This window comes from Micromonospora vulcania (assembly GCF_042658605.1).
Taxonomy (GTDB): domain Bacteria; phylum Actinomycetota; class Actinomycetes; order Mycobacteriales; family Micromonosporaceae; genus Micromonospora; species Micromonospora vulcania.
The window spans coordinates 159,112-182,517 of sequence record NZ_JBHSQS010000006.1 but is presented as its reverse complement, the minus strand read 5'-3'; the positions used below and the strand labels follow the sequence as shown (position 1 = coordinate 182,517).

Annotated in this window: 19 protein-coding genes; 9 read left to right on the top strand and 10 right to left on the bottom strand. The window is 71.1% G+C overall.

Translation table 11 applies throughout. The features are described from left to right. The first annotated feature begins 19 nt into the window (after positions 1 to 19). Entirely contained in the window at positions 20 to 247 is a 228-nt protein-coding gene (locus ACFQGL_RS12025) for a hypothetical protein (protein WP_377510024.1), read from the top strand. Further along, positions 237 to 2,102 (top strand): HEXXH motif domain-containing protein, encoded by a 1,866-nt coding sequence (locus ACFQGL_RS12020; protein ID WP_377510021.1) that lies wholly within the window; start codon positions 237 to 239, stop codon positions 2,100 to 2,102. Before ACFQGL_RS12025 ends, ACFQGL_RS12020 begins: the two co-directional genes overlap by 11 nt. Positions 2,103 to 2,125: 23 nt before the next feature. Here ACFQGL_RS12020 and fxsT read toward each other — a convergent pair whose 3' ends face one another. From fxsT to ACFQGL_RS12005, 3 genes are all read right to left on the bottom strand, one after another. Next, positions 2,126 to 6,019 (bottom strand): FxSxx-COOH system tetratricopeptide repeat protein, encoded by a 3,894-nt coding sequence (fxsT, locus tag ACFQGL_RS12015; protein WP_377510018.1) that lies wholly within the window; start codon positions 6,017 to 6,019, stop codon positions 2,126 to 2,128. A gap of 124 nt (positions 6,020 to 6,143) precedes the next feature. Then, positions 6,144 to 7,556, bottom strand: a complete 1,413-nt coding sequence (locus ACFQGL_RS12010) for a VMAP-C domain-containing protein (RefSeq protein ID WP_377510016.1) — start codon at positions 7,554 to 7,556, stop codon at positions 6,144 to 6,146. A 129-nt stretch (positions 7,557 to 7,685) separates the two neighbouring features. Further along, positions 7,686 to 8,123 (bottom strand): hypothetical protein, encoded by a 438-nt coding sequence (locus ACFQGL_RS12005; protein WP_377510013.1) that lies wholly within the window; start codon positions 8,121 to 8,123, stop codon positions 7,686 to 7,688. 637 nt (positions 8,124 to 8,760) lie between these two features. Here ACFQGL_RS12005 and ACFQGL_RS12000 point away from each other — a divergent pair. Continuing rightward, positions 8,761 to 10,137 (top strand): FAD-dependent oxidoreductase, encoded by a 1,377-nt coding sequence (locus ACFQGL_RS12000; RefSeq protein ID WP_377510010.1) that lies wholly within the window; start codon positions 8,761 to 8,763, stop codon positions 10,135 to 10,137. A 4-nt stretch (positions 10,138 to 10,141) separates the two neighbouring features. Here ACFQGL_RS12000 and ACFQGL_RS11995 read toward each other — a convergent pair whose 3' ends face one another. From ACFQGL_RS11995 to ACFQGL_RS11985, 3 genes are all read right to left on the bottom strand, one after another. Further along, a complete protein-coding gene (locus ACFQGL_RS11995) occupies positions 10,142 to 10,618 on the bottom strand; it encodes a heme-degrading domain-containing protein (RefSeq protein ID WP_377510007.1) in 477 nt (158 codons plus the stop codon). Positions 10,619 to 10,650: 32 nt separating this feature from the next. Further along, entirely contained in the window at positions 10,651 to 12,111 is a 1,461-nt protein-coding gene (locus tag ACFQGL_RS11990; protein ID WP_377510005.1) for an SDR family NAD(P)-dependent oxidoreductase, read from the bottom strand. 194 nt (positions 12,112 to 12,305) lie between these two features. After that, positions 12,306 to 13,646: a glycoside hydrolase family 18 protein gene (locus ACFQGL_RS11985; RefSeq protein ID WP_377510002.1), complete on the bottom strand. Its 1,341-nt coding sequence runs from the start codon at positions 13,644 to 13,646 to the stop codon at positions 12,306 to 12,308. A gap of 152 nt (positions 13,647 to 13,798) precedes the next feature. On the opposite strand from ACFQGL_RS11985, the gene ACFQGL_RS11980 reads away from it, so the two are divergent. Continuing rightward, the gene (locus ACFQGL_RS11980; protein ID WP_377509999.1) at positions 13,799 to 14,674 is read left to right on the top strand and encodes a bile acid:sodium symporter family protein; all 876 of its coding nucleotides are present in this window, start codon (positions 13,799 to 13,801) and stop codon (positions 14,672 to 14,674) included. A 94-nt stretch (positions 14,675 to 14,768) separates the two neighbouring features. Here ACFQGL_RS11980 and ACFQGL_RS11975 read toward each other — a convergent pair whose 3' ends face one another. The 4 genes from ACFQGL_RS11975 to ACFQGL_RS11960 form a co-directional block, all read right to left on the bottom strand. Further along, complete coding sequence (locus ACFQGL_RS11975) at positions 14,769 to 15,188, bottom strand: PPOX class F420-dependent oxidoreductase (protein ID WP_377509996.1); 420 nt, start codon at positions 15,186 to 15,188, stop codon at positions 14,769 to 14,771. 125 nt (positions 15,189 to 15,313) lie between these two features. Then, positions 15,314 to 16,030: an SDR family NAD(P)-dependent oxidoreductase gene (locus ACFQGL_RS11970; RefSeq protein ID WP_377509993.1), complete on the bottom strand. Its 717-nt coding sequence runs from the start codon at positions 16,028 to 16,030 to the stop codon at positions 15,314 to 15,316. Continuing rightward, positions 16,027 to 16,914 carry a dihydrodipicolinate synthase family protein gene (locus tag ACFQGL_RS11965; protein ID WP_377509990.1) on the bottom strand — a complete coding sequence of 296 codons (888 nt, stop codon included), beginning with the start codon at positions 16,912 to 16,914 and terminating at the stop codon, positions 16,027 to 16,029. The genes ACFQGL_RS11970 and ACFQGL_RS11965 overlap by 4 nt, the downstream gene beginning before the upstream one ends. Continuing rightward, positions 16,911 to 18,059 (bottom strand): mandelate racemase/muconate lactonizing enzyme family protein, encoded by a 1,149-nt coding sequence (locus ACFQGL_RS11960; RefSeq protein ID WP_377509987.1) that lies wholly within the window; start codon positions 18,057 to 18,059, stop codon positions 16,911 to 16,913. Before ACFQGL_RS11960 ends, ACFQGL_RS11965 begins: the two co-directional genes overlap by 4 nt. 86 nt (positions 18,060 to 18,145) lie before the next feature. On the opposite strand from ACFQGL_RS11960, the gene ACFQGL_RS11955 reads away from it, so the two are divergent. The 5 genes from ACFQGL_RS11955 (at position 18,146) to ACFQGL_RS11935 (ending at position 23,339) form a co-directional block, all read left to right on the top strand. Beyond that, entirely contained in the window at positions 18,146 to 18,955 is an 810-nt protein-coding gene (locus ACFQGL_RS11955; protein ID WP_377509984.1) for an IclR family transcriptional regulator, read from the top strand. Continuing rightward, positions 18,952 to 19,851, top strand: coding sequence for a carbohydrate ABC transporter permease (locus ACFQGL_RS11950; RefSeq protein WP_377509981.1), 900 nt, complete (start codon positions 18,952 to 18,954; stop codon positions 19,849 to 19,851). The genes ACFQGL_RS11955 and ACFQGL_RS11950 overlap by 4 nt, the downstream gene beginning before the upstream one ends. Next, positions 19,848 to 20,744, top strand: a complete 897-nt coding sequence (locus tag ACFQGL_RS11945) for a carbohydrate ABC transporter permease (protein ID WP_377509978.1) — start codon at positions 19,848 to 19,850, stop codon at positions 20,742 to 20,744. Before ACFQGL_RS11950 ends, ACFQGL_RS11945 begins: the two co-directional genes overlap by 4 nt. 38 nt (positions 20,745 to 20,782) lie before the next feature. Next, positions 20,783 to 22,081, top strand: a complete 1,299-nt coding sequence (locus tag ACFQGL_RS11940) for an ABC transporter substrate-binding protein (RefSeq protein ID WP_377509975.1) — start codon at positions 20,783 to 20,785, stop codon at positions 22,079 to 22,081. Positions 22,082 to 22,157: 76 nt separating this feature from the next. After that, on the top strand, positions 22,158 to 23,339 hold the full coding sequence (locus ACFQGL_RS11935) for a golvesin C-terminal-like domain-containing protein (RefSeq protein WP_377509972.1): 1,182 nt from the start codon (positions 22,158 to 22,160) through the stop codon (positions 23,337 to 23,339). Positions 23,340 to 23,406 lie beyond the last annotated feature (67 nt).

Sequence of the window (23,406 nt, the reverse complement as noted above, 5' to 3'; positions counted from 1 at the left end):
ACTGCCATCGTCGGAAGGAATGCCGTACATGGAGGAAGGCCTCGCCGGTATCGAGTCGGAACTGCTCGATTTGTCAACGGTGGACATTGCGACCCTGCGATCCGTTGACCGCACCGGCATGACTGCGGCTATCTCGCGGGTGCGAGAGAGAGTTGCCGATTCGGGGGGCAGCATCAGCGGCTACAACGGCTCCTTCCCGAGTCGGATACGGCCCGCCGGGCCGGATTCGGAGGAACATGTCGTCTGATCCCGTGCCGTTAGGGCCGACGTACCTCGATCCCGAGCACTTCCACGCCCTAGCCTCCGGTGCTGGTGACGAACGGACCATCGCGGCGCTCTGGCGGGCCGAGCGCAGTTGGCGGCTGATCGTGCTGCGGGCGCTCCTGGACGGCTGCGCCACGCGGCCCGACGCCGCCGGCCCGCTCGCGCCCGTCGCCGACGCCTGGCAGCTCCTCGTCCAGGCGCACGGTGTGGATCCGGCCGTCACCGAGGACGTCCTCGCCCAGCCACAGGTCGGCATCTGGGCAGCGCACACCCTGCGTCGTCTGCACGACGACCCCGACCCGTCGGTGCCACTCTGGCTGGACGTCGGCTACCTGCACGCCCTGGCGGCGGCCAGCGCCGTACGGACCGGCCTCTCCTTCGAGCTCGACATCCCGGCACGACAGGGCACGGCCGTGCTACCCACCGTGGGCGCCGCCTCGACCCCGGCGGACGTCCCGGTCGTCCGGGTACGGGCCCGCGCCGGGCAGGCCGACCTGCTGACCACCGCCCGGACGGTCCACTGCGTTGCCGACGACCCCGACTGGCATGAGCCGCTCATCGTCGAGGTCGGTGTCGACGGCATTGACCTCCGGGTCGAGCTGCACGACCGGGACGTGTACCGCGACCTGCGCGGCCCCGCGCCGTCCCAGCCGCTGTCGGCAGCCGAGATCGCCCGTTGGCGCGCATGTCTGGAGCAGGCCTGGGAGCTACTGGTCCGTCAGCAGCCCGACGCTGCCCAGGCGATCGCCGGGATCCTGCGGACCGTCTCGCCCCTGCCGCGCCGGGCCCGGTTCCGTCAACTGTCCGCGTCCGGCGCCGAGGCCTTCGGCGGGACGCTGCTCTCCGAGCCGGACGACCCGGCACAGCTGGCCGTGACCCTGGTACACGAGTCGCAGCACCACAAGCTCGGCGCGCTGTCCCACCTGCTCACCCTCGCCGAGGCCGGCGGAAACCTCCGCTACTACGCCCCCTGGCGCGACGACCCCCGACCCCTCGCCGGCGTGTTGCAGGGCGCGTACGCGTTCGTCGGCATCACCCGGTTCTGGCGGTCCTACCGACACCACGCGCCGCCCGGCGAGCGGGCCGCCGCGGATTTCGAGTTCGCGCTGTGGCGGCGGCAGACCCTCGGCGTCCTGCGGGTGCTGGCCGCGTCCGGCCGGCTGACCGGGCACGGCCAGCGGTTCGTCGACACCCTGCACACGGAGTTCAAGGCGTGCCAGGAGGACGCCGTGCCAGCCACCGCGCTGCGCGCGGCCGACGCCGTCGCCGTCGATCACCGCGCGATGTGGCGGGGCCACAACGTGCGCCTCGATCCCGCCGACCGGGAGGCGCTGGCGGCAGCCTGGGAGCGTGGTGTCCCAGCGGTGCAGGCCGTCTCCGGTCTCACCGTGCTGGCCGCGCCGCCGGAGGGCCTGCTCGACGCCCGGGCCGTGCTGCGCAGATATCTGCTGCTCGACCCGGACGCGTTCGGCCGACTGCGCGCCGAACCGGCCGAGGTGGCGGCCGAGATCGCGGGCAGCACCGGGGCCGATCTGGCCCTGGTCGCCGGTGACCTGGAGCGGGCGCGCGCCGGCTACCTCGACGAACTGCGCCAGCACCCGTCCAGCGTGCACGCCTGGGTCGGTCTCGGCCTCACCCAGCTCGACCGTCGCGCCGACCCGGCGACACGGGCCCTGCTGGGCCGCCCGGAACTCGTCCTCGCCGTCGTCGACGGGCTGCGGTCGAGGGGCCACTCGACCGCCATCGGAGACCCGATCGAGCTGGCCACCTGGGTTGGCCACCGGATCCCCGAGGCGGCTCTCGACGCGATCGACCCGGCGGGCTGGCTGGCGGCCTGACCCGCCGGGTCGATCGTGCGTCGCTACAGAGGCAGTGGGTCGATGTCGCAGTTGGCCCGTACGCCGGCGCCGATCGCCGCGACCGCCGGGTGGCGTGCGCCCAGGGTCTGCCGCAGTTGTTCGAGACCCTTGTCGAACAGCATGCTCGCCTCGGATTCGCGGCCGAGGTCGCGCAGGTCCATGGCGAGGTTGAGCGCACACACCAGCGTGGTGGGGTGGCTGCTGCCGAGCACCTGCCGGCACAGTGCGAGAGTGTCCAGGTCGAGGGCGTGGGCCTCGGCGTACTCGCCCAGCTCGTAGTGGTCGCTCGCGAGGTTGACCCGGGCGGCCAGCACCAGCGCGTGCGAGTCACCGAGCCGGCTGGTCAGCCGTTGCAGCGCGCTCTGGTTGAGATCCCGGGCCTGTGCGCACTCGCCCAGCAGCCGCAGCGTCACCGCCAGGTCCACCTGGGCGCCCGCGGTGTGCGGGTGGTGGTCGCCGTACAGCCGGCGTAGCCCGTCCACCGCGGCCTCCGCCGCCTCCCGCGCGGCGCGCAGGTCGCCGGTCAGCCGCTGGTCGATGGCGAACGTCAGCGTGGCGAGCACGGTGTCTGGGTGGTTCTCGCCGTAGCGGGTCCGGAAGCGGCGCAGCACGTCGCTCGACAGGTCCAGTGCGTCGTGGTGGTGACCGGCCTTGCGCCGGAAGCTCGCCAACATGTGGCTCTGGCGCAGGAGGTCGGGGTGGTCGTCGTACTTCAGCATCCGCCGGGCTGTCGCGACGACGTTCTCCTGGTTGGCGTGCGCCGCCAGGTAGTCGCCGAGTTCCCGGCGGTCGAGGTTGATGCCGCCGAAGGTGCTGAGGCTGTCCGGGTGGTCGGTGCCGTAGATCTGCACCAGGCGCTGATAGGTCTGATCGTCGAGCTGGAGGGCCCGGCCGAAGAGGCCGGACAACCGCATGCTCACCGCGAGGTTGTGCGCGGCGCGCAGCGTGAACGGCTCGTCCTCGCCGAAGTTCCGCTTGGCCTGCTCGTAGACGGTGAGCGAGCGATCCAGCGCGCCGGAGAAGTCACCGGCGACGCGGTGGTCGGCGGCCACGGCGCCGATGGCGTCCAGGGTCTCCTCGCGGTCGTCGCCGATGGTCTGCCGGTAGAGCTCCAGCGTCCGCGCGTTCAGCGGAGCGGCCGCCGCGTAGTCACCGACGACGAAGTGCATGAAGCCGAGCCAGCTCGCCATCCGGAGGCTGTCCTGGTCGGCGCCGTTCGTGTCGGCGGTCCACGCCGTCCAGGCCCGCTGGGAGAGGTCCCGGGCGCCGTGGTGGTCACCCCACCGCCACAGGTACTTCGCCTCGTTGAGCACCATGTCCCGCACGAGATCGTTCGAGCACCACTCGGCCTCGGAGGCGACGATGTGCGGATACAGCTCGGCGTACCGCGGCCAGTGCTCGGCGTCGTCGGGCTGGTCCGGGTCGTTGCCGGCGAGCAGCAGGTGGGCGCCGTGCCGCATCGCCTCCTGATCGTCCGGGTCCATCTGGTTGATCAGCACGCGTTGCACGAGGCGGTGCATCTGGAACGAGTTCGTCCGGTGGTCGATCCGGGCCAGCGACAGTCGGCCGATCGTACGGATCGCCCGGTTGAGGCGGATCGGGTTGCGGACGAGGGGATCCAGGTCGGGATGGATTCGCAACGCACGCGGCTTCGACAGGAGCACCTTGCCGATCGGCTCGGAGGCGAAGTACGAACACACCTGCAACAGCCGTAGCGCCGAGCGGTCCTGCTCCCGCAGCCAGTTGAGCGACACGTTCCAGGCCGCCGCGACCAGCTCGGGGTAATCCTGCTGCGAGGTCGTCTCGGCGTCGAGCACCGGACGGCTGGCGTTGAGCAGTTCCAGGTATTCGTCCGTGGGCATCTTGGTCTCAGCGCGCCAGGCCGCCGCCTGCTCCATCGCCAACGGGAGGTCGCCCAGGGCCGCGGCGAGCCGGTCGGCGTCGGTGACGGCCAGGTCCGGGCCACGACGACGAAGCAGCTCGATGCTCTCCTGGCGCTCGAACACGTCGACCGCGAGGCTGTTGGCGATCTCCCGCCAGGCACCGTTGCGGGAGGTGACCACGATGCTGCCCGGGCCGCCCTTGGGAAAGAACCGCTCGACGTCGTCCGGGTCCTCGGCGTTGTCGAAGATCAGCAACCAGTTCGAGTGCGGACGGCCCACCCGCAGCGCCTCCAGCACCGCCGGCACCGCCGTGTTGGCGGTCGACGGCACCGGCAGGTTCAAGCGCGCCGCCAACTCGACCAGCGCGGACTGGATCTGGGCCGGGCGCTCGGCCGGGATCCACCAGATCAGGTCGAAGTCCTGCTGATGGAGGTAGACGTACTCGATGACGAGCTGCGACTTGCCGACCCCGCCGGCACCGTGCACCGCCTCGGGCAGCACGGCGGTGGTGCCGGCGCGCAGGCGCTGATGCAGGGCGTCGAGCAGGTCACGCCGCCCGGTGAAGTTGGTGTTCCGCAGGGGCAGGTTGCCGACGACCGCCGGTAACTGGCCTTCGAGCCGCTGCGTGGGCGGCAGTTCGCTGGTCGACGGCAGGCTCGGGACGATGCCCGTCTCGACGTCCAGCATGGCGTGCGGCGCGGTGCCGAACGAGGCCGCCGAGTCCGGCGATTTCACTCTGTCAGACATTCCGGACTCCATGGTCCTGTGAGCGGTAACGGAAGACGGCTCCAGTACTCGACGTACCTGCCGTGGAATGGGTGAGCCGAGTGCCTGGCCCAGCCGCGCGGCCGCGACGAGGTTCGGCCCGCCCAGTGAGAGGTGAACAGCCAACTCGACGCGCAGATATGGCTCTGCGGCCGGGGTGACGCGCTCGTACGACGTGTTGCGCGGATCCTTGATACGAAGGGTCAGGCCGCGCACCGCCTCGACGTCGTGCGCGAGTTCGTATTCCACGACGTGCTGGACCTCGACGGTGCGATCGCGGTACCCGAGCGTGAGGAGCCGCTCGCGGACGCCGTGCGCGAACTCGTACCTGATCCGGGTGTCGCTCGTCGCCGCGGCCCGGTGCAGGACGGGACGCACCAGGTCGCTCGTCAGCACCTCGGTCAGTTGCGCTGGCCCCGATCGGACCACCGTCTTCAACAGCGCGCGGACCACCCGGGCGTTGAGCGGGGCGGCGGCCAGTCGGGTCGCGAGGGTGAAGGAGGCCGGCGACACGGTGGCCCGGAAGCGGGCGACCAGGTCGTGGGCGGGCAGGGACCGGCTGGCCGGTCGGGCGCCCTCGCCGTCGGGCGGCAGGAGCAGGGCGGGCAGGCGTACGTCACCGGCGGGTGGCTCGGCCAGCAGTTGGCTCCACCGCTGCAACCAGTCGGTGCCGCGCTCGATGACCGGGACCGCCGTCAGCCGGGCGTCGTCCTGCTCGTCGGGCGGGCGCAGGTCCAGGCCGCTCATTCGCCACGACCAGCGCGGCAGCACCGAACCCGGATCGGCCGGGCTCCAGGCCACCTCGGACGTCTCCATCCGCCGCTCGCGCCACCGTTGCTGGGGCAACAGGTTGACCACGGCGATCGTCATGCTGGCGGCCCAGGAGACGAGGACGGGTTGGACGAGCCCACCGCGCCAGGCATCGGAGCCGCCGTGGGTCAGCAGGAACACGACCCGCTGCCCGGCCGGGTCGACCAGATCCGACGGCGCGGCGGGAGCACCGCCGACATCGTCGGTCACCACGAGCGCGCCGTCGTCGACCGCCAGCCGACGGACCTCGACCGAACTGAAGGCCCGTTGGGCGCGCAGCACCGCGACGAAGGTGGCTATCTCGTCGGCCCAGAACTCCATCACCGGGTCGTCGTCGACGACCACGACAAGATCCCGGGGGTGACCCGGCAGATCGAGCCCCATCCCGTCGGCCGGGCGGCTCGCGGAGTCGAAGGTCAGCGGCAGTGATCGGTTCATCAGGGCCCCGTCGTCGAAGCGGGCCGCGGCGGCGGCACCAGGAGGCACTGGTCGGCGGCGCCGTGGCCCGGCCGGTGTGTGCGCCGGACGGTGGCGCTCCCTGTCCTGCGTTGGCCGTTGCCGCTCATGCAAGGACCTTTCGCCTGTCGTCGTCGGCGGCGACCGCCCCCCCGGGCTGCCGATCCGGATCGTCGAACAACATCACAAAGCCGTGCCCGATGTGCCTGTCGAGCCCCTCGGGATCATCACTCCACGCCGACTGCCGCAGGTGCGCGGCACGGTTCGGGAGGTCTGCCACCCCTGAGCCGGACGCTTGATTGCCGACCATCGACGCAACAGTCTGGCATAGATCCTTTATGGACGGTGCGTTACGGTGCCACACGATCGCGGGCACCCCGGAGCGCAGCCCGACGAGCAGCTGTCGCTCACCGACGCTGTCGGTGGTCGGGGTCTCGCTGAGCACCAGGACGACGACCGAGCTCTCGCGTTTGAGGATCGCTTCGAGCTGGACGTCGGCGTGGTGCTGCGCCGCGCAGTGGATCAGTTTCCGCTCGCCGGGGCGGTCGACGACGCCCCGCCACCGATTGCGCCAGACCCGGTGCCAGTGGCTGGCGCGGATGCGCTCCAGGCTCCGGATCACCAGGGGATACTCCGTGGTGAGCGGGCTCGGCATCCCGGACTGGAGCTCCTTGCGCCAGGTGTCGACCGGCTCGTTGATCAGCTGCCAGGGCAGCACGAACTCGATGGTCACCGCGCCCGCCCGCGCCGCCCAACGGCGTTCGGTCTCGTTGATCACGCGGTCGACGGCCGCCTCGAGCTCGCCGTACGCGACGTGCCGGTCCTCGCCGCGGATCGGCTGCCACACCGCGGACGCCCACTGATACCAGTGCGACATGATGTACGTGTCGTCGTCACCGCCGTACTTCTCGAACTGGATCACCAGGTAGGCGGTGCCGGTGGGGGCCGGCGGGCTCTGCGGGGCGGCGTCGAGCTGGCCCGCGACACCCCAGTCCGTGGCCAATCGCGCGCAGAGCTCGCGTAGCCGGGGCAGCGATGCCGGCGGCACCGCCGTCGACAGCCGGTCGAGCAGCGGGAGCCAGGGCGGCACCTCGCCGTGCGAGTTCGCGGACGTGAGGTGCGCGAAGAGGTCCCACGCGGTCTCGCACCACGGTGGGGCGGGAACGGCGCGGGTCTCGGCGACGAACTGCCGCAGGTCGTCGCTCGCCTCGATGGCGGACAGCAGGCCGCGGAGCCAGGGCACGTCGTAGTCGGAGAACAGCTCGAACGCCTGCCAGTCGTCGGCCAGCCGCAGCAGCGCGACGGTCTGCTTGCTCTCCGGTTCGAGCAGTTCGAGGCATTCGGCGAGGCAGCGCAGCCCTCCTGGCCGGTCCACGCAGACCGTCACCAGCGCCACGATCTGGGGTCGGAGCAGGCCCACCTCGCGGTAGCCAAGCGAGCCGCCCAGCGCGTGCTCCAGCTCCTGGAGCAGCAACTGTCGGCTGCTCGGGTCGCGGATGACCGACGACCCTTCCAGCACGGTCGTGATCTGTCTGACGAGTTGGCGGCGTTCCTCCGCTACGGGTGGCGAATGGAGCCGCGGGGCCTCACGCACGAGCCTCGGGTGATCGGTCGTCGGCGTGTCTGCGCCGAAAGGGCGCGGCCAGCGTCATTGGGGTGGCCCTGTGCCGAAGGGGTCGAGCGTCTCCAGTGCCTGCACCACGTCGGCGGCCTCCCCGGTTACCTCGGCACGCCGCCGCTGGGTGCCGTCGTCGAAAATCGCGACCACTCTGAGCTTGCCGCCGCGACGACGCAGCAGCGTCTGGAGCGCGTGCCAGCCGGCGGACGAGCCGATCCCCACGCCGATCTGGAGCAGGGAGTCGGTCAGCACCCCACGGGACGAGATGAACTCGCACTCGGTGGCGGGGTGCCAGCTCTCCGCCGCCACTCCCGCGGCGAGTAGTTCCTGAATCAGGTCGGGGACGGACTCGTCGTAGACCGGAACGCCGCCGTCGTCGGCGATCGGCAGGAAGGTCACGTCGGCGCCGGGTCGTGGGCCGGGCTCGCGGTGGCTCTCCGTGGCGACAATCGAGACCTTTGGTGACATGCGCTTATGGTATTAGCGGCGGCGGTGGCCATGGCGTCCGCGAAGTGTCAGCAACTTGACACTTCGCAATGCGCCCAATCTGGACCTGCACCTCAGAGGCCTCGCGAGATTCCTTAGCGTCGATTGATTTGCCGCGCGCGCCGGGCTGATGACCGTCCAATGGGCAGCCGGGGTCCGACACGGATTCCCCGGCGGACGGTTACACGAGCGATGGACCAACGAGCGTCCTTCTGGCCACGAGTCTCCCCGCCGCCGCGCCGCGTCCGCCGATGAGGCCGACCCGAAACAGGCTGGGTGACTCACCGTCTTTCCCCGCGAAGGAACCCAGCCACGCAGCATCGACTTCCCACCCGGCCGGTACGGTCCGGCCGAGGCCGCCGGACGGCACTCCTGACGAGCCTGTTGCTGGGACCAGCACCTGGGCAGCGCCGAGACGGCGGACCTGCTGCGCGGTGCCGGCACCGGCACACCGGCCGAGGCCGCGGGCTGAGCCGTCGACGACGCAGTGCGGGCTGAGCCGTCGACGCGGACGACATTGGTCGTGGACCCGACCGGGCGATGGTCGCTGATTGTGCAACGATCGTCGCTGGCAGGCGCGGGGAAGCGCGTCGCACCCTCGTACCCCTTGGAGAGCACGATGTCCCTCTCGCCGACCCGGGTCTTCGCCGCGCTGAACGCGGTGCGTCCCCTCGACGAGGCGTCCCCGGTCCTGGGCAAGGCCGTCGTTCTCGGTGGCAGCGTCGCCGGCCTGCTGGCCGCCCGGGTGTTGTCCGACCACGCGGAGAGCGTCGTCATCATCGACCGGGACGACCTGCAGGTGACCGGCGGGCGGCCCGGCGTGCCACAGGGGACCCAGCTGCACGCGCTGCTGCCCGGCGGCTTCCTCCAGCTTGAGCGACTGTTCCCGGGGTTCCGCGAGCAGGCCGTGGCCCAGGGTGCGGTCGGGGCCCCGCCCGAGGCCCGGCGCAACTATCTGGACGGCCGGCTGAAGGTCGTCGTCCCCGACGACGCCGACAGCCTGGCGGGCAGCCGACCGCTCCTGGAGCGGCTGATCCGTCAGCAGGTGCTCCGACTGCCCAACGTCAAGACGATCACAGCCCGTGGCACGGGTCTGGTGATCGACGGCAGCGTGGTCACCGGCGTCCGCTGCGACGTCGGCGGGGTCACCGGCGTCGAGAGCGGTGACCTCGTGGTGGACGCCATGGGGCGTTCGAGCAGGCTGTCCGAGTGGCTGGAGCAGTCCGGCTGGGAGAAGCCGGTCACGCGGCGGATGACCGTCGACCTGAACTACGCGACGGCCCTGTTCCGCCGTACCGAGACGAACCCGGCCGCGACGGTCGTCCTGGCACTGCACACTCCGGCCGTGTCGTCGGACGTGGCGGGTGCCGCGTTCTTCGCGATCGAGGACGGCCGGTGGATGGCCATGATGGCGGGTTACGGCGACAACCGTCCCGGCCGCACCGCCCAGGACTTCGTCCGTCGGCTGCGGGAGCAGTTTCCACCGGAGTTCGGTGAGGTCGCCGGCAACGAGATGCTCGGCGACGTGCAGACCTACCGCCACTCGGACAGTCGGCGGCGGGACTTTCACGCGCTCAGGCGGTTCCCGGCACGGCTCGTCAGCGTCGGTGACGCCGTCGCGTCGTTCAACCCGGTCTACGGGCAGGGGATCACCGCGGCCGCCCTGCACGCGGCGTGTCTGTCGACGTACCTGCGCGCGGGCTCGAATCTGGACGAGCCCGCGCGCGAGTTCTTCGCCGCGCAGAAGGTCGTGGTCGACGCCGCCTGGTCGTTGTCGACCTCCGCCGACCTGGCGCTGCCGCACGTCGACGGGCCCTACCCGCGTGGCTACCGGCTCTCCAGTTGGGCCAGCCGGCAGATCGTCGCGGCCACCGTCACGGACGTGGGGATCGCGCGGCGGTTCAACGAGGTCGTCTCGCTGCGGGAACACCCGGGAACGCTGGCCAGGCCGGGTGTGATCCTGGGTGCCCTGCGGGCCAACCGCCGCGCCCGCTGAGCGCCTAGCGCGGGAGCGAGCGCAGCATCTCCACGACGAAGCGGTGATCGTCCAGCTGCGGAAGGCCGGACACGCCGAACCAGCCCACCACGCCGGTGCCGCGCACCCGCAGCGGCACGGCGCCGCCGGCAGCCGCATAGCGCGCGGCCGGTAGCCCGTACCGCTGCGCGAGCGTCACCTGCTTGTCCTGGCACAGCCGTGCCATGTACAGCGACGAGTGCTCGAACCGCATCACCACCCGACCCTTGCGGCGCAGCCACGCGTCGTTGTCCTGCGTCGAGCCCGGCAGCCCGCAGTGGAACAACTGACGTCCCGCGCGCCACACTCCCACGGCGACCGGCAGCTCCCGCTCCTTCGCGGCGGCGACGGCGAGTATCCCCAGCTCGTAGGCGTCCGACTCGGACAGACCGGCAAGCTCCAGCTCGCCCTCCTCGCGCAGCAGCTCCTCCTGCGTCGGCCAGGGGTCCTGGTCGAGGGGCATCCGAATCTCCTTCTGGTCGAGCGGCACGGTGGTCACCAGGCGCAGGGCGCGTAGTCCTTGAGGAAGCAGCCGTACAGATCCTCGCCCTGCTCGCCGCGCACGATGGGGTCGTACACCCGGGCCGCGCCGTCGACCAGGTCGAGCGGGGCGTGGAAGCCGGCGTCCGCCAGCCGCATCTTCGTCGGGTGCGGGCGCTCGTCGGTGATCCAGCCGGTGTCGACGCTGGTCATCAGGATGCCGTCGGTCAGCATCTCCTGGGCGCTGGTCCGGGTCAGCATGTTCAACGCGGCCTTGGCCATGTTGGTGTGCGGGTGCCCCGGCCCCTTGTAGCCGCGGCCGAACTGGCCCTCCATGGCCGACACGTTCACCACGTACTTACGGCGGGCGCTCGCCGCCGCCATCGCCGGGCGCAGGCGGCTGACCAGCACGAACGGTGCGGTCACGTTGCACAGCTGCACTTCGAGCAGCTCGACCGGGTCGACCTCCTGCACCCGCTGCACCCAGCTGTTGACCGGGTCGAGGTCCGGGACCAGGCCGCCGGCGTCGATCGCCGTGGCCGCCGCGATCCGTTCCGGCGAGGCGGAGCCGCTGGTCAGCGCCAGCGCGGTGAGTGCCTGCGGGCTGAGCGTGCTCGACGGCAACGGGCCGGTCAGGCTGCCCGCCGGGCTGCTCTGCCCGCCGGGCTTCGCGAACGTGATCAGCTCCGGCAACGGGCCGTCCGGCAGGGCCGCGGCCTCCGCGGCCACCAGTTGGGCGTACGCGCCGGGCGAGCGGCGCACGGTCTGCGCCGCGTTGTTGATCAGAATGTCGAGCGGCCCCTGACTGCTCACCGTGTCGGCCAGGGCGATCACCTGGGCGGGGTCGCGCAGGTCGATCCCGACGATCCGCAGACGGTGCAGCCAGTCCCCGCTGTCCGGCATCGCGGCGAACCGGCGGACCGCGTCGTGCGGGAAGCGCGTGGTCACCGTGGTGTGCGCGCCGTCGCGGAGCAGCCGCAGCGCGATGTACATGCCGATCTTGGCCCGGCCGCCGGTGAGCAGCGCGCGCCGGCCGGTCAGGTCGGTACGGGCGTCGCGGCGCTCCCGGTTGAGCTTGGCGCAGGACGGGCAGAGCTGGTGGTAGAAGGCGTCCACCTCGCGGTAGCGCTGCTTGCACACGTAGCAGCCGCGCGGGTTGTGCAGGAAGCCGGCTGTGGTGCCCGCGGTGGGGGAGGCGAGCGGGATGCCCTGGGTCTCGTCGTCGATCCGGCCCGGCGCGCCGGTGGCGGTGGCCTCCGTCACGGCCTGGTCGGCCGCCGCGAGGGCGTCCCGCCGCTCCTCGCGTCGGCGCTGCTTGATCACCTTGTAGAGCTTCGCGGTGGCGCGCTGGACCCGCACCACGTCGGGGTGATCGGGAGGCAGGTCCTCCAGCGCCTCGAAGACGCTGAGACAGGTCTCCAGCCGGCTGCGGTCGATGCCGGGCTGACCGGTTTCGACGATGTTGTCCGCCTTCATGCGTTGCTGTCTCGTTCCGTTCCCTGTGCCGGATCCACCCGGCCCGCCCCAAGTCCGACCCGAAACTGTACGCACCGCGCGGCCCCCGATGCACCTCCACGCCCGCCCGTCGTTCCCAAAGACGAGGCCCGCCGCCGGCCGGGTGAGTCGGTCGGCGGCGGGCCGTCCTCAGGTCGAGCGCCAGGGAGTACGCCCTACCAGGTCGTCAGCCCGAGGCCGATCGTCCTGGTCAACGTGGCGTTGTCGTCGTCACCGTCCAGCGACCAGATCATCGCGCCGGCCAGGCCGGCACGCCGGATGTAGAGCGTCTTCTGCAGGACGACCGCCGGATCGTCGTACGTCCAGAGGGTCGTGCCGTCGAACAACCAGGCATGCCCGGCGCGAAGGTCGCGGTGCACGGTGAACCCGTTGCCGGCCAGGGTCTTGAGCTGCTTGTAGTCCTCGTATCCGGCCTCGAAGGTCGCCGGCGCGGGCCCGGTGGCGGGCTGGAACAGGCCGTTGCCACCGCCGGTGATGCCGGTCCAGCCCCGGCCGTAGTACGGGATGCCCAGGACCAGTTTGTCGCGCGGCGCACCACGGGTGATCCAGCCGTCGATCGCGACCTCGACGGAGAAGTCCGGGTTGTCCGGCGCACCCGCCGGCACGCGCAGAGCCGACTGCTGGTTGGCGACCGCGTCCCAGCCGCCGTGGAAGTCGTACCCCTGCACGGTGGCGAAGTCGAGGTACTTGAAGATCTTGCGACCCTCGAACCCGGCGTCCATCGCCGCCGGGGCGGCCGGCAGGAAGGCGGTCAGCGGGTGGTGCTCGCGGGTCGTGCGGCCGTACGCGTCGAGCTGCCGGCGGAACTCGGCGAGCAGCTTGGTGAAGTTCTGCCGATCCTCCGGGCGGACGACGTTGCCCGGCTCACCCGGCCAGTTCGGCCACTCCCAGTCGAGATCGACGCCGTCGAAGACGCCGGCGGCGGCACCCGGGCCACCACTGCCGCCGTCCGAGGCCGGCAGGTTTCCCTTGAGGTAGAGGTCGATGCAGGACGAGACGAACGCGCGGCGCGAGGCGTCGGTGCGGGCGGCGTCCGAGAAGTACGTCGACCAGGCCCAGCCGCCCAGCGAGATCAGCACCTTCAGGTCGGGGTGCTTGGCCTTGAGTTTGGCCAGTTGACCGAAGTTGCCGTTGAGCGGCTCACCGGCGGCGTCGGCGACCCCGTCGACGCTCTCCTCGGCAGGGACGGGACGCTGGTAGTCGGCCCAGGCGTCGCCCTCGCCCGGCCCGCCGTCCACGTAGCACCGCCCGTCCGGGCTGACGTTGCCGAAGGCGTAGTTGACGTGGGTGAGGCGGCTCGCCGCCCCGGAGGTGTCGAGCTTCTTGACCGGAAAGGCCCGGCCGTAGATGCCCCACTGGGTGAAGTAGCCGACCCGGTGGTAGCCGTTACGGCGGGGGCCGTCGCTCGCGCTCGCGGCGGTCGGCGGCGCGGCGGTGACCAGCAGAGTCGCCAGAGCGACGAGGGCGGTGAGGCGGCGGTGACGGGATGGTCGCATCGGCACTCCCACGAGGATGGCTCAGAATAGTAAAGAGACTTATCTGATTGATGAAGCTAAGCCGATCACCGTCTGCGGTCAAGAGTTGACGCGACCGAGCCGGCCGCTCGGGGGATTGTGGGGCCGTTACCGGGTGGTAACGATGTCGTGTCATGGACTCAGCCCTGACCTTGATCGGACTGCCCATCGCCCTCGGCATCATCATGCTCGGCCTGGGTCTCGGGCTGACCACAGCGGACTTCCGCCGGGTGGCTCAGCACCCGAAGGCCGCCGTCATCGCGCTGGTGTGCCAGGTGTTGGTGCTGCCGGCGCTCTGTTTCGGCCTGGTGCTGGCCTTCGACCTGCCGCCGGAGCTGGCCGTCGGGATGATGCTGCTGGCCGCTTCCCCCGGTGGCACGACGGCCAACCTCTACAGTCACCTGTTCGGCGGGCACGTGGCCCTGAACATCACCCTGACCGCCATCAACTCGGTGCTCGCCGTGTTCATCCTGCCGATCGTGGTGAACCTGTCGGCGGCGTACTTCCTGACCGACGGGACGGACATCGGCCTGCAGTTCGACAAGGTGTTGCAGGTGTTCGCCATCGTGCTCGTCCCGGTCGCGATCGGCATGCTGATCCGTGCCCGGCTGCCCCGCGTCGCCGAGCGTCTGAACCGCCCCGTCCGGATCCTGTCCGTCGTCGTGCTGGTCGCGGTGATCGCCGGCGCCGTGCTCGGCGAGCGCGAGAACATCGCCGACTACTTCGTCGCGGTCGGCCTTGCCGTACTCGCGTTCAACCTGCTGAGTCTCGCGATCGGGTACGGGGTGCCGCGGCTGGCCGGTGTCGACCGGAGCGCCGCGACGGCCGCCGGGTTCGAGATCGGCATCCACAACAGCACCCTGGCCATCACGATCGCGCTCAGCCCGTCGCTGCTGGACAGCACCCAGATGGCGATTCCCGGCGCGGTCTACGGCATTGTCATGTTCTTCACCGCGGCGGCCTTCGGCTACCTGGTGACCCGCACCGGCCGGCAGCCCGCGCGCACGTGAGCACTGGCCAGGCCGGGTGTCCCCGGCCAGGCCAGCCCCGCCGGGTGTCCCCGGCCAGGCCAGCCCCGCCCGAGCTGGACCAGTGGTGACGGTGTCAGCCGATCTGGCCGCTGTCCTTGAGCGCACCCCATCCGTGCCAACGGTCGATCTCGATCCAGGCGCTGAACCGGGCACGCTCCCGCCGCGGGTACGCGTTGCCCGTGTAGTGCTCGGAGAGGCGGTCGATGTCCTTGAGGCCGTCGTCCTCGCGCAGGTCGGCGACGTGTCCCACGATGCTGAGGTGGGTGTACCAGCCGGCCTCGTCCAGGACGGTGAGCGAGACCCGGGGGTCCTTGCGGATGTGGCCCAGTCGACGCCGCTGCTCGTCCATGTTGACCAGGATCCGGCCGTCGTCCCACAGGTACCAGGTGGCGGCGGACACCGGCGAACCGTCCGACCGCAGGGTGGTGATGACGGCGGGGTTCGGCTTCTGCAGCATTTCGACCGCGGGTGCGGGAAGCGGGGGCTTGGACATGGGTGTTCCTCCTCGCGTCGGGCGTTACCCCCGGCACGTTACGCACCTGTCCGCCTCGATCAAGTTGGTATGCCGAACCTGGCGACCCGGCCCGTGCCGCTACGGCCCGCAGACTCGTCGTACGGTCAGGTCAACCAGCGGTCCCGCAGGTCGGCACGGAGGAACGCCGCCGGGGAGGCGATCGACAGTCCACCGTCGACCGGCAGGGTCACCCCGGTGACGAATCCGGCGTGGGCGAGGAAGTGAACTGCGGCGGCGACCTCGTCCGGTGTGCCGGTGCGACCGAGCGGATAGCCGGCGGCACCATTCTCGATGGTGTCCCCGATCATTCCGGGGGCGACCGCGTTGACCCGGATCCCGCCTGGGCCGTACTCCAGGGCGAGTTGGCGGACCAGACCCTCCAGGCCGGCCTTGGCGGCGGCGTACGCCGGCACACCGGGCGCGGCCAGGAACGCGTTCACCGAGCTGACCGCCACGATCGCCGCGCCGTCGGGCAGCACCGGCAGCGCGGCCCGGCTGACCGCGAAGGCGGTGCCGAGGGTGGCGTTGATCGCCGTACGCCACTGCTCGTCGGTGGTCGCGGTGATCGGGCCGACCGGCATCGCGGCGGCGGCGAGCACCACCACGTCGAGTCGACCGACGACCTCCACCGTGGTCCGTACGGCGATGCCGGCGCCGGCCGCCGTCGTGCAGTCGAGCACCAACGGATAGTCGTAGCCGGTGCCCGGATAGCGTTCGAGGGCGACGCCGACGGTGCGGTCGCCGGAGGCTTGGAAGGCCCGGCCGATCGCCGCCCCGATGGGTGAGCTGGCACCGACGACCAGGACCCCGCGCCCGCTCACGCCAGGCCCAGATCGGTGAGGATCTCGTCCAGCGCGGCCAGGGTCGCCGGGTCGGCGTCGACCGCCGGTGGCCGGACCGTGGCGCTGCCGATGACGCCCCGGCGGATCAGGACGTGCTTGTGGATCGACCAGGCGATGCCCGGCTGGAGCCCGAAGCGGATCAGTGGCAACACCCGGTTGAAGGCGGCCCGCGCGGCGGCCGGCTCGGTGGCGTCGAGCACCGGCCGCAGCAGGTCGGGGAACTCGCAGGCCGGCATGGTCCCGGCGGCGCCGCGGGCGTACTCCTCGCGCAGGAACAGGGCGTTCTGCCCGCCGAGCACCAGGCAGTCCGCCGCCACGGCGGCGACGACCGCGCCGAGTTTCGGCGCGGTGGGCTGGGTCTCCACCTTGACCGAGGTGACCCCGGCCAGCTTCGACAGCTCGACGATCAGTGGCACCGGCATGGTGACCCCGGTCGAGGCCGGTGCGTCCTGCACCATCACCGGCAGTTGACCCTGCTCGGCGACCGAGCCGTAGAAGTCCACGATCTGGGCGGGGCTCGGCTTGACCATGTGCGGTGGGATCAGCATCGCCACGCTCGCGCCTGCCTCGGCCGCCGCCCGCGCCTGCTCGACCGCCTCCCGGGTGCCGGTCGCGCCGACCCCGGCGACCACCGGCAGCTCCGAGCCGACCCGGTCGGTCACCACCCGCAGGATCGCGGCACGCTCCCGGGCCGTAAGGGTGAATCCCTCGCTGGCGAAGCCGAACACGGCCACCCCGTCGACACCGGCGGCCACCTGGAAGTCGGTGAGCCGCGCCAGCGAGTCGAGGTCCAGCTCGCCGTCTGCTCGAAACGGCGTGGCGAGCACGGGGATGAGACCGCGGACGGTCGCGGAGCGGGTCATGAATCCTCCATCAGGGATGCCAGGTCGACCTCGACGCCGAGGCCGGGGGAGTCGGGGAGTCCGAAGGCCACCGGTCCGCCGACCAGCGGGTCGGTCAGAATGCGGTCGGCCACGGCCATGGTGGTCGGCTGGTACTCGAAGGCGGGCATCGCCTCGATCGCGGCGGCCACGTGCAGGCCGGCGGCGACGGACACCCCGAGGCCGACCGAGTGGTGCGGAGCGACCGGGATGTGGTGCGCGCCGGCCAACTCGGCGATCGCCATCGCCTCGGTGATGCCGGTCCGGGCCACGTCGGGCTGACACAGGTCCACCGCGCGGGCGGCCAGCCAGGTGCGGAACTCGTACCGGTTGCGCAGCGCCTCGCCGACGGCGATCGGAGTGGTGAGCGCGGCGGCCAGCTCACGGTGCGCCTCGACGTCCTCGGGCACCAGCGGCGCCTCCAGGAACCAGGCCCGCCGTTCGTCCAGCGCCCGCCCCAGGCGCAACGCGTCGGCCAGGTCGTACGCCCAGTGCGCGTCGACGGCCACCCGCAACCCGGGGTGGACGGCGGCGACGGCGTCGACGGTGGCGAGGTCCGCGTCGACGCCCTGGCCCAGGTGCAGTTTGATCGCCCGTACGCCCTTGGCCACCCACTCGGCGGCGAGCGCGGCGCGGTCGGCGTCGGTCGACCGGGGCAGACCGGAGACGTAGGTCGGGATCTCGGCGCGGAACGCGCCGCCGAGCAGCGCGTGCACGGGTGCGCCGTGTGCCTTTCCGGCCAGGTCCCAGAGGGCGGTGTCGACGGCGGCGAGCGCGTCGGCCTGGTGCCCGACCAAGTGACCGCGCTCGCGCATCAGCCCGGTCAATTGACTCCACAGGGGACGCACGCGACGCGGATCGGCGCCGATCAGCACCGGGGCGAGCAGCCGGTCCACCACGGCCCGGACGATCTCCGGCCCGACCGGAGCCAGGGCCTCGCCCCAGCCGTACCGGCCATCGTCGGCGGTGATCCGGACGAGCATCGTCTCGAACCGGTCGGAATAGAGGCTGCGCCAGGGCGGGCGTTGGTAGTACCCGTCGTCCGCACCGGAATCCGGCCGCTGTCCGAGATAGACCTCGGGTGGCCGCAGCTTGAGCACCCAGGTCTGCACCCGCTCAATCTTCACAAGCCACTCCCGACGGACGGTTGACCGCTTGCAACATGCGGGATACCTTGCCGTATCACGCAAGCAAATTCCAGAGGGGCCAGCAGATGGCAGCGGAAACGGGTAGCAACCAGAGCGTCGAGCGGGCCTTCACGGTCCTGCGCGCCTTCACCGCCGGCCGATCCGAGCTGCGGGTCTCCGACGTCGCGAAGACCGCCGGCCTGGGTCTGTCCACCGCCTCACGGCTGCTCGCGACGCTGGAGGTGGCCGGTTTCGTGGACCGGGACCCGGTCAGTGGCCTCTACCGGCTCGGTCTGGACGTGGTCACCCTGGGCGGCGCGGTGCTCAACGCCCACCCGGTGCACCGGGAGGCCCGGCAGGTCGCGCAGAACCTCGCCGGGGAGCTCGGGCTCGGGGCGAACGTCGCGGTCCGTCGGGACGACCGGCTCTTCTACCTGCTCAACTTCGAGGGCCGCCAGTCCCCGCGGGCGTTCGTGCTCTCCGGGCAACGCAACCCCCTGCACGCCACCGGCCTGGGCAAGTCGCTGCTCTGCGGCCTGACCCCGACCGAGCGCCGGGAGCTGCTGCCGGACGCGGTGCTCACCGGGTACACCCCGCGTACGGTGACCAGTCACGAACGGCTCGACGAGGAGATCACCCGGACCCTGGCCCGGGGCTACGCCACCGAGGTCGAGGAACTGGCGTTGGGCCGGGCCTGCGTCGCAGCGCCGATCCGGGACGGCTCCGGAGCGGTGGTGGCGGCCCTGTCGGTCTCCGGCCCACTGTCCGCGATCGAGCTGGGCACCCGCGAAACCGCCCTGGCCCGCGCCGTGATCGAGGCGGCGGACTCGATCAGCATCGGTCTCGGTTACGTCGGCCCGGCCCACCTGCCGTCGGATCTGGAGGCGGCCCGGTGAGCGCCCCGGGCGCACCCGCCCGCCGCGGGCTCTCCGACGGCGCCTTCGGGCTGCTGCTGACCCTGCCGGCCCTCGCGTTGCTGGGTGCGGTCGTGCTGTACCCGCTGATCGGCGCGGTCACCACCAGCGTCTTCGCGCAGAGCCTGGTCGTGCCGGGCCGGTCCTTCGTCGGGTTGGACAACTTCCGGGCCGTCCTCGGCGACGACTTCTGGCCCGTCATGAAGAACACGGTGGTCTTCACGCTCGGCTCGACCGTCGCGCCGGTCGTGGTGGGCTTCGCGCTGGCGTTGGCGTTGAACAGCCGGATCCGTGGGCGGGCGGTGCTGCGCGGGCTCTTCCTCTTTCCCTGGGTGATTCCCGGCGTGGTCGTCTCCTTCGTCTGGCTCTGGATCTTCAACGCCAACTACGGCCTGCTCAACGGCATCCTGGTCGGGATCGGGGTGGTGGACACTCCGATCGTCTGGCTCGGCGAACCGGGCACCGCCATGGCGGCGATCATCGTGGCCAAGACCTGGGCCAGCTTTCCCTGGATCATGGTGATGCTCCTCGCCGGCCTGCAGACGGTGCCGGCCACCCTCACCGAGGCCGCGAGCCTAGACGGCGCCGGGCCGGTCGCCCGCTTCCGGCACGTGACCCTGCCGCACCTGCGAGGGATCCTCGGCATCGTCGTACTCCTGGAAGTGATCTGGAATCTCCAGCACTTCGACACGATCTACGTGCTCACCGGCGGTGGCCCCGCCGGCTCGACCACGACCTTCGCGGTGGCCGTCTACGACACCGCGTTCAAGGGCTTCGACCTCGGCAGGGCCAGTGCGCTCGGCGCCCTCTGGCTCGTGCTGATCATGGCCCTGGTCGTGGTCTACGTCCGGTTCAGCGAGCGGGGTGAGAAGGCATGACGATGACGGTCACTCCGGCGCACCCGACCACCGCCGCGCCGCCGCAAGCCCCGGTGCCCCGCCGACGCCGCCGGCCGCCGCCCTCCTGGGGTGCCGTCGTCACCGTCGCGGTGCTCGGCGTCTTCGCCTTCGGGCCGGTCTACTGGGTGACGGTCACCGCCTTCACTCCGGCCACCGACGTCTTCCGCTTCCCGCCCCGGTTCTTCCCCGAACGGCTGACAGTCGAGAACTTCAGCGCGCTCTGGGACAACCCGGCGCTGCTGCGCTACCTGCTCAACAGCCTCCTCGTGTCGACCCTGACCGCACTGTTGACGGTCGTCGTCTCGGCCTACACGGCATACTCGTTCGCCAAGTTCCGCTACCGCGGCCGGCGTTCGCTGATGTATCTGGTCCTCGCCTCGCAGATGTTCCCGCAGGCACTCCTGCTGATCACGCTCTACCTGGTCTTCAGCCAGGTCGGCCTGCTCAACTCGTACCTCGCGCTGATTCTCTCCTTCACCACGTTCACGCTGCCGCTGTGCATCTGGATGCTCAAGGGGTTCTTCGACACCATTCCCGACGAGCTGATCGAGGCGGCCAAGGTGGACGGCGCCGGCCAGGGCGCGATCATCCACCGGATCCTGCTGCCCGTGTCGCTGCCCGGTCTCGTCGCCACCGGCCTGTTCGCGTTCATCCGGGGCTGGAACGACTTCATCTTCGCCCTGACCCTCGCCGGGCCGGACAAGCAGACCCTCCCGCCCGGCCTGGTGAACACCTTCCTCGGTGAGTTCGAGACCGCCTGGCCGGCGCTGATGGCCGCGTCGCTGGTCGTCTCGCTCCCGGTCGTGCTCGGCTTCGCCGTCCTGCAGCGCTACCTCGTCGCCGGGCTCACCGCCGGCGCCGTGAAGGGCTGAACACCCCCACCGCCACCCGTCCGATACTGGAGACCCCGATGTCCGACCAATACTCCCGCCGAAACCTGCTCAAGCTCCTCGGTGTCGGCGCCGGCGTCGCCATCGCCGGCCCCGCGCTCACCGCCTGCGCCCCGTCCGGCTCGACGGGCACCACCGGCGGCCTCAAGGAGGACGACGCCAAGCAGTTCCCCTTCACCACCTGGGCCGCCAACGAGGCGGCCACCAAGGAGCCGCTCGCCGGCCTGGTCAGCCGCTACACCGGGGCGAACGGCGGGATCACCATCTCGACGCCGTCGTACCCGTACAACGACTACCTCAACCAGCTGCTGCTCCAGGTCCGGGGCGGCCAGTTGAAGGGCGCCATGCAGCTCGACGTGGCGTGGCTGGCGACCCTCGCGGCCACCGGCAAGCTCGCCGACCTGGGCAGCGTCACCACCGGCACGGACTACACCGACGCCGCCCTGGCGCTCGGCAAGGTCGACGGCAAGCAACTCGCCCTGCCCTGGACCCAGGCCGGCATCGGCCTGATCAGCAACCAGGAGATCCTGACCCGGGCCGGCGTCACCAGCGCACCGAAGACCATCGAGGAGTTCGAGGCGGCGCTGCGGGCGGTCAAGGGCCTCGGCGGCATCGTGCCGTACGCGGCCATGACCAAGGTCGACCAGCTCAAGGACATCATCCCGTGGATGTGGGCCTTCGGCTCACCGGTGGTCGAGAACGGGAAGATCGTCATCGGCGACGAGCCCAGCGTCGCCGCGCTGACCTGGTACAAGAAGCTCTACGACGAGAAGCTGATCGCCGCCGACGTCAACCGGGTCGACGCCCGCGCGCTGATGTCGCAGGGCAAGACCGCCTTCTACGAGGACGCCATCAGTGGCCGTGCCGCGGTCACCAACTCATCCCCGGACAAGACCCTCGGCGACAAGCTGGTGCCGGTCGCCCGTGCCGTACGGACCGCCGGTGACAAGCCCCGCCACCTGGCCTGGGGGCACGTCATCGCGATCGTCAACGGTGCGGGCGGCACCGCGGCGGCGCAGTTCGCCAAGACGCTGACCACCGACACCGCGTACTCCCTGGACTGGTTCGCCAAGGCCGGTCTGCCACCGACCACCAAGACCGGTCTCGCCGCCGCCGAGGTCCAGCAGAACGCCTTCGCGGTCGCGTTCACCCGCGAGGTCGCCGCCAACTCCAGCGCCGGCCCCTTCTGGATCTACCCGCAGTTCTCCCAGATGGAGAAGGTGCTGGCCGAGAAGGTGCAGGCGATCCTGATCGGCAGGTCGTCGCCGAAGGAGGCCCTGACCGAGGCCCGGGAGCAGATGTCCGCACTGGCCAAGTGAGCACGACCGCCGTGGCGGCCGGCGGAGTTCAGGATCGAAAACCCTCAGCCCCGATCCGTCCCCCTGGGAGGCTTTCATGCGTACCCCCGGATCCATCCTGCGCGGCGGGCTCGCCGCCGTGCTCGCCACCGCCGGCTTGGCCGTGCTCGGCCCGGTCACGTCCGCCCACGCCGACCCGGTCGGCGCCGGCTGGACACTGGCCTTCTCCGACGAGTTCAACGGTTCGGCCGTCGACACCGCCAAGTGGAACTACCGCACCGACGTCAAGGCCTACAGCGCGCAGCGACCGCAGAACGTCTCGATCTCCGGCGGGGCGATGAACATCGCGCTGCGCCAGGAGAGTTACGGCGGCAAGGACTTCACCGGCGGCGGCCTGGTCAGCAAGCAGAAGCTGCGGTACGGCTACTACGAGACCCGCGCGAAGATCAACGACGGGTCGGGCTGGCACAGCGCGTTCTGGCTCCAAGCCGGCGACGGGTCGACGACCTTTCCCGCCGAGCAGCGCACCGAGATCGACGGTTTCGAGATCGACTCGATCCAGCCGCAGCGGCTGCGGCACAACGTGATCACCTGGCGGGGCTCCGCGCAGCAGGCCCCGACCTACTACACCAGCGGGGTCTACGACATCGGGTTCGACCTGCGGCAGTGGCACACCTACGGGGTCGACTGGGCCGAGCGGTCGGTCCGGTACTACGTCGACGGCGTACTGAAGGCGACCCAGCCGTACACCCCGGAGCAGTGGACCCACGACTACACGGCGATCTGGCTGACCAGCATCGCCTACGGCACGGTCCCCGACGTCACCAAGCTCCCCTCGGCGGTGCAGTTCGACTACGTCCGCTACTGGCAGCGGGACTACTACGTCGACAACGACGGCCCGGCCGCCTACGGCTACACCGAGACCGGGTCCTGGTCGAACTCGGCGCTGACCGGCTGGACGTACGCCTCGCCCACCCGCTACGCGACCTGCGCGGTGGCCGGGGCCACCGCGACCTGGCGGCCCAACCTGCGGGCCGCCGGCACCTACCAGGTGTACGCGTACAAGGTGGCCGCCAGCGGCAGCGACCCCAACCAGCGGTACGACACGGCACACGACGGCACGGTCTCCACCAGCTACCTCGACGGCACCTCCGGATCCAGCGGCTGGGTCCTGCTCGGCTCCTGGTACTTCCCGGCCGGCACCGGCGGCTACCTGCGCACCACCGCCAGCGGATCCGGGTGTGCCCGGGCCGACGCCGTGAAGTTCGTCCGCGTCTGACCTGCGGCCGGCGGGGCCACGACCGATCGGTCGCCCAGGGGTTTGTCGCACCCTGATCCGGAGCACA